This window comes from Streptomyces sp. NPDC002265, from assembly GCF_040296125.1.
Lineage (GTDB): Bacteria > Actinomycetota > Actinomycetes > Streptomycetales > Streptomycetaceae > Streptomyces.
Map to the genome: position 1 here is coordinate 1 of NZ_JBEOWS010000512.1, position 4,865 is coordinate 4,865.

At 67.5% G+C, this 4,865-nt stretch carries 2 protein-coding genes and 1 pseudogene; 2 read left to right on the forward strand and 1 reads right to left on the reverse strand.

What is annotated here, in order from left to right:
• Nucleotides 1-392: 392 nt before the first annotated feature.
• Nucleotides 393-1,913, reverse strand: a complete 1,521-nt coding sequence (locus ABT085_RS43715; protein ID WP_351622014.1) for an outer membrane protein assembly factor BamB family protein — start codon at nucleotides 1,911-1,913, stop codon at nucleotides 393-395.
• Between the two features lie 633 nt (nucleotides 1,914-2,546).
• Between ABT085_RS43715 and ABT085_RS43720 the strand changes: the two are divergent.
• Together ABT085_RS43720 and ABT085_RS43725 are read left to right on the forward strand one after the other, a co-directional pair.
• A pseudogene (locus tag ABT085_RS43720) lies at nucleotides 2,547-2,889 on the forward strand (DUF952 domain-containing protein).
• Nucleotides 2,890-2,902: 13 nt separating this feature from the next.
• Complete coding sequence (locus ABT085_RS43725) at nucleotides 2,903-4,144, forward strand: HEAT repeat domain-containing protein (RefSeq protein ID WP_351622017.1); 1,242 nt, start codon at nucleotides 2,903-2,905, stop codon at nucleotides 4,142-4,144.
• Nucleotides 4,145-4,865: the final 721 nt, after the last annotated feature.

Below are 4,865 nucleotides of genomic sequence, written 5' to 3' on the forward strand. Positions count from 1 at the left end.
CGCACGACGCCGCAGCTCAGCGGGGTAAGGGGAGGGACGTGCCATGACTCAATCCTCTCAGAGAATCGAGTCTCCATTCGAACCGGTGCGGTTCAATTGACTGGACATACCAGCAGCTCACCTGCCCACTCGGGCAGCCCAACTCCTCCTGGAGCCCATACGGTGGACATACAGGCTCTCCAGGGTCATGCTGGAAATACGGGAAGAAGAAGCTCGGTGTGATCCTCCTGCCGAGGTGTGTGGCGGGCGGCCCGACAGGGTCATTACGGGAGCCGTAGAACCGTCCTGACCCCACCGTGCCACACCACCAACCCCAGCACAGCGATGACACGCACGTAGCCGGGACTGTAAGAGGTCGTTAACCTTCAGTCCACTCAAGCGTGTCTTATTGATCAGGAGTTACATCGCTTATCCTGACACGCCCTTTTGAGCGAGAAGGCGTAGAGCTTGTTGTTGGGGACAAAGGGAGAGTAGTAGCCGGAGCCCCAGTAGACCGAACCGTTCACGATGGCAGCGCCGCCGACTACCGACCCGCCACTGTCGAAGCTCCACTTGATGGTGCCGGTGGCGCCGTCCAGGGCGTACATGTCGCCGGACACAGAGCCAGCGTAGACTACGCCGTTGGCGCTGGAGACGAAGCCGTAGTCAAAGGTGTCCTTGGGGTCCGCGGTCTGCCAGAGGATCTTCCCGGTGGCCGCGTCGAGCGCTGCGAAGAATCCGCTCGTGATGGTCGACTTCTTGCCGGTGACCGAGGTGATGGTGGTGGACTTGCGGTCGAGGTTGGTGATCTGTGCGTAGACGCGCTTGCCGTCTGTCGCGGTGCCCCACTGCATGCCGCCGATGATGCTGCCTGGACCGACCTGCGTCTGCCACACGACCTTGCCCGTGGCAGGCTCCAGCGCCCAGTACACGCCGCTCTTCTGCCCCGCCCCGAGCAGTCGGGTGCGCTTGCCGTGGACAACGGCGGTATAGAGGTTCGGTCCCGCGCCGAAGTCGTAGTCCGGTCCCGCCGGGTGAGGGATCGTCCAGGAATCGGCACTCAAGGTGTGGCGGGACCAGACGACCTTGCCGGTCTTCAGGTCCAGACCCAGGATCGAGTCCACGTGGTTGTCCGGCGACGGCGTGGTGCAGCCGGTCTGGTCCGGCCTTGTGCAGACACCGTCCGGCACGGAGTAGTTGTTGCCCGTGGTCACGTACAGCAGCCCGGTCTGGTGGTCCACCACCGCGGTGCTGGACCACACCGCACCACCGGTGTATCCGGATGGAACCGTGTGTGTCCTCCAGAGCACTTTTCCGGTGGCCACGCTGAGGGCGACGATGCTGCCGCGGAATGTGTACTGCGCGTCCGTGAGCTCCGAGTTGGAGGACACGCCCACATAGGCGATGCCGCGTTTCTCGTCGATCACCGGAGAACTGGTGATGAGCGCGTTCGGGTGGTCGTCGACCTTGGTGCGCCACAGCGGTGCGCCGGTCGCGGAGTTGGCGGCCATCACGTATGCGCCGTCGGTGCTGGTGGAGGTCAGTACGCCTTCCCCGAACACCAGCTTGCCGCGCGTGTACGCGGGGCTGGTGCGCGAGATGTCCCCGGCGACGCGGCTGTACATGCTGATCGGGTTCGACCACAGCGCCTTCCCCGTGGCAGTGCTCACCGCCGACAGCTTCCCGCCCCAGTCCGGCACGTACGCCACCCCGCGGACCACGGTCGGCGTTGCCGAGATGTTGCCTGCCGCGGTGTAAGTCCAACGCGGCTTCAAGTTCTTCACATTCTTGCTGTTCAGGATGTGCTCAGCGGCAGCGTCTCGGGTGTTGTGGGCGTTCTGGCCCGCTGATGTCCAGTCGGTGGTCGGCACCGGGGCCGTCGCCTCGGCCATTCCGGCATAAGCCGAGGTACTCGCCAGCGCGGCGAGCGACATGCCCGCGACTACAGTCCGCAGTTTCCTCAAGCTTCTTGGCAACGTTGTCAACTCTCGTTCTCCTGATTGGTGAGGTAGACGAGGGAATCGTCCGGGGATACCGCCCCATAAGGCGGTGTGTCACCCACCTTGACGGTGGCAGTGACCGTGTTGGCGCTTGTGTCGACCCCGGGCAACTCTTATCGAACTTGACGGTCAATGGCCTGTCATCGCCGCCGGGGTCCTGCACACGCCGCTGATCGCCATGCCCGATACTAGGAGCCAAGATCGTCGCCGGGCTCGCCGCGAGCCCCGAGAGCGGTTGCATGGACGACGTAAATTGGCGCTGGTTCTTGGACCAGTCGACCCATTCGCCTGGGCAGCGGTCCCAGCTGGAACGCCGTGAACTCGGGCTTCATGTACATGCTCCTCTTGGGTCCGAATCCAGAGGGAGCCTGACGTATTCGTGATCAAGCGACCGGCAAGCACAAGTGGGACACGCCGCTTCATCATCAGATCGGCTCAACAGGTAAACAGCGCGAATGGAAGACGTCTCAGCCGCTTGACCCCGTGTATGAGCCGTCCCCTCGAAAGGCGAGGCAGGGGAAGGTCTGAGCCTCGACCTGGGCTACCCGAGGCCCTCCCCAAGGTCCCATCCTGTATGCCGTCGAACACCCCCTGTTGGACGCGGCCCGCGAGACCGGCGCATACGAGACGCCGGCGCGTGGCCGCACTCTCCAGGAGGAGGGCTTCATCCACTGCTCCACCCGCGCGTGGCGGCCTTCCTGTACGGCCCGTACGAGGGCCCGGATGACCTTGCGGTCCTGGTCATCGACCCGGAACGGCTCGGCGTGCCGGTGAGGCACCAGGCCCGGAGCCGGGCGGCGAGGAGTTCCCCCACATCTACGGGCCGATACCCAGGGCCCGGACGGCGGTGACGTCCCCGTCGGTGGCAACCGGGAACTCCTCGCGCCGGCCGATTGTCAGTGCCGTGTGAGACGTTTCGGAACGTGACAGAGATCAACACACCCCTGGCCGGTCTGGACGAGGTCGCCTGGGCGGCACTGGAGCACGCGTACGGGTCCGCCGACGACGTCCCCGGGCAGCTGCGCGACCTGTGCGCCGAAGACGTCGAAGCGCGCCGCAAGGCACTGCACGCCCTGTACGGCAACATCTTCCACCAGGGCAGCCGCTACCCGGCCTCGGCCGCAGCGGTGCCCTTCCTGGCCCGTATGGCGGCGGATGTCTCGTTGCCCGATCGCACCGAGTATCTGCAACTGCTGGCGGCGCTCGCCATCGGCTACGACGAGGCCCATCTGCCCGTCGGCCTGGACATCGCGGGCTGGCGACGCGAGCTGGCCGAATTCCGGTCGCGGGACCCGGAGGACATACGTGCCGAGTTCGACGCCTGGGTGGAGGCGGCAACCGACGAGGGCGAGCGCCGGGTGCGCGAGATGCGGCGTGCGATGTTCGACCACGAGCGGCAACTGGAGGCCGCGGAGGCCGAACTGGGAGCCTACGAAGCGGTGCGGGGCCAGCTTCCCGCCCTGTCCGCGTTGCTGGGCGACGACGACCCGACCGTACGCGCCGCGACCGCCTACCTGCTTGCCTGGTTCCCCGAACAGGCCGCGCACTCGCTCCCGCGGCTGCTGGGCGTGCTCGACGCCGAGTCGGAACCGGTGGTGGTGGCCACCGCGCTGGTGTCCGCCGGGCTCGTGGGCGACGCCGGGCTCGTGGAGCGGCTGACGTCGTTCCTCACGGCCGCAGAGCCGGTCGTGCGGTGGGCCGCGGCGACCGCCCTCGCCCGGCTGGGCACCACAGGCGCCGAGGGCGCCGTGAGTGCCGGGGTGCTCGCCGAACTGGCGGCCGCCGAGGCGGAGCCACCCGAGCCCGGGGTGTTGTTTCACGGGGGCGATCTGCGGGGGTACGCCGCAGCCTCGCTCACCCTGCTGGCCGACCGGTTCCCGCAGGAAGCCCTGGACGCCGTGACCGACGGCCTGTCCGCGACCTCCGGGCCAGCCAGCTTCCCCGTTGCCGCAGCGGCCCTGCGACTGGCCTTCGCAGAGCCGGGACCGAACGGCCCCCCAAAGTTCGACGAGCTGACCGAGCCGCAGCAGCGGCTGATACGCACACTCGGCTCGCTGGACACAGACACCTGGAGATGGGCGAACTTCTGTGAGATTGTCCGCCAGTGGGGTCTGCCCCAGCAGCGCAAGGCGATGCGCAACTACGCCGGCATGCCGCAAGAGTGACCGCGCACGCAGCGCGCCAGACCCTGTCCGCCGGGCAACCACAGGGCCAGCAGGAGCGCTGAAATTTCCCCGGCCCCGGGCCAGGAATGACCGCCGGAGGCCTGATGCAGGCCGAAACATCGAGTGCGCAGACCCTCACCGACACCGACCGACCAGACCGTCGCCCTCGAAGCCCTCGCCCTGCCCGCGCTCACGGCCAGCGAGGGCAGGGCTGACAGACTCCGGTGCGGGCCGGGAACCCTCTCCCCGAGCCCGGACCGCATCTCAGGGCAGCCGAAGCGCGCCATGAACGTACTCACTACCCTCCCGGCCCTAATCGGCGAAGGGCAGCCATCAGCTCACCATCGCAGCCGAGCGTACCGACGGTGCACTCGTCACCGCGGACCTGTCCGTGTCCGTGGAGGCGTCACCGCTGCCGGTGCAGCACCGCCAGCAGGGCTGCCTCCGCTCTCTCGCCCCACTGACGTTCGCCCTGGGCTACAGCACTATCCGGCGCGCCGTCCTGGCGACGACGACCCCCGGCGAGCCGTTCCCGCGCGCAGCGGCTGGAGCGTACGAAACGGATGGGTGCACCCCATGAACCGCCGCGCCTTGCAGAGGGCGGCGTCCCCTGCGCCGGCAGCGCCGGATGGCGTCCCGCTTGATGGTGTAGCCGATCAAGGCTGGGGCGTGCGCCCGGGGCGTGTGTCGATAGGGATTCCGCTCCCTGCCCAGCAGGCGG

Coding starts and splice junctions, on each gene's coding strand:
- ABT085_RS43715 (WP_351622014.1), bottom strand. CDS start 1,913: ATGTCGCTCGCCGCGCTGGCGAGTACCTCGGCTTATGCCGGAATGGCC.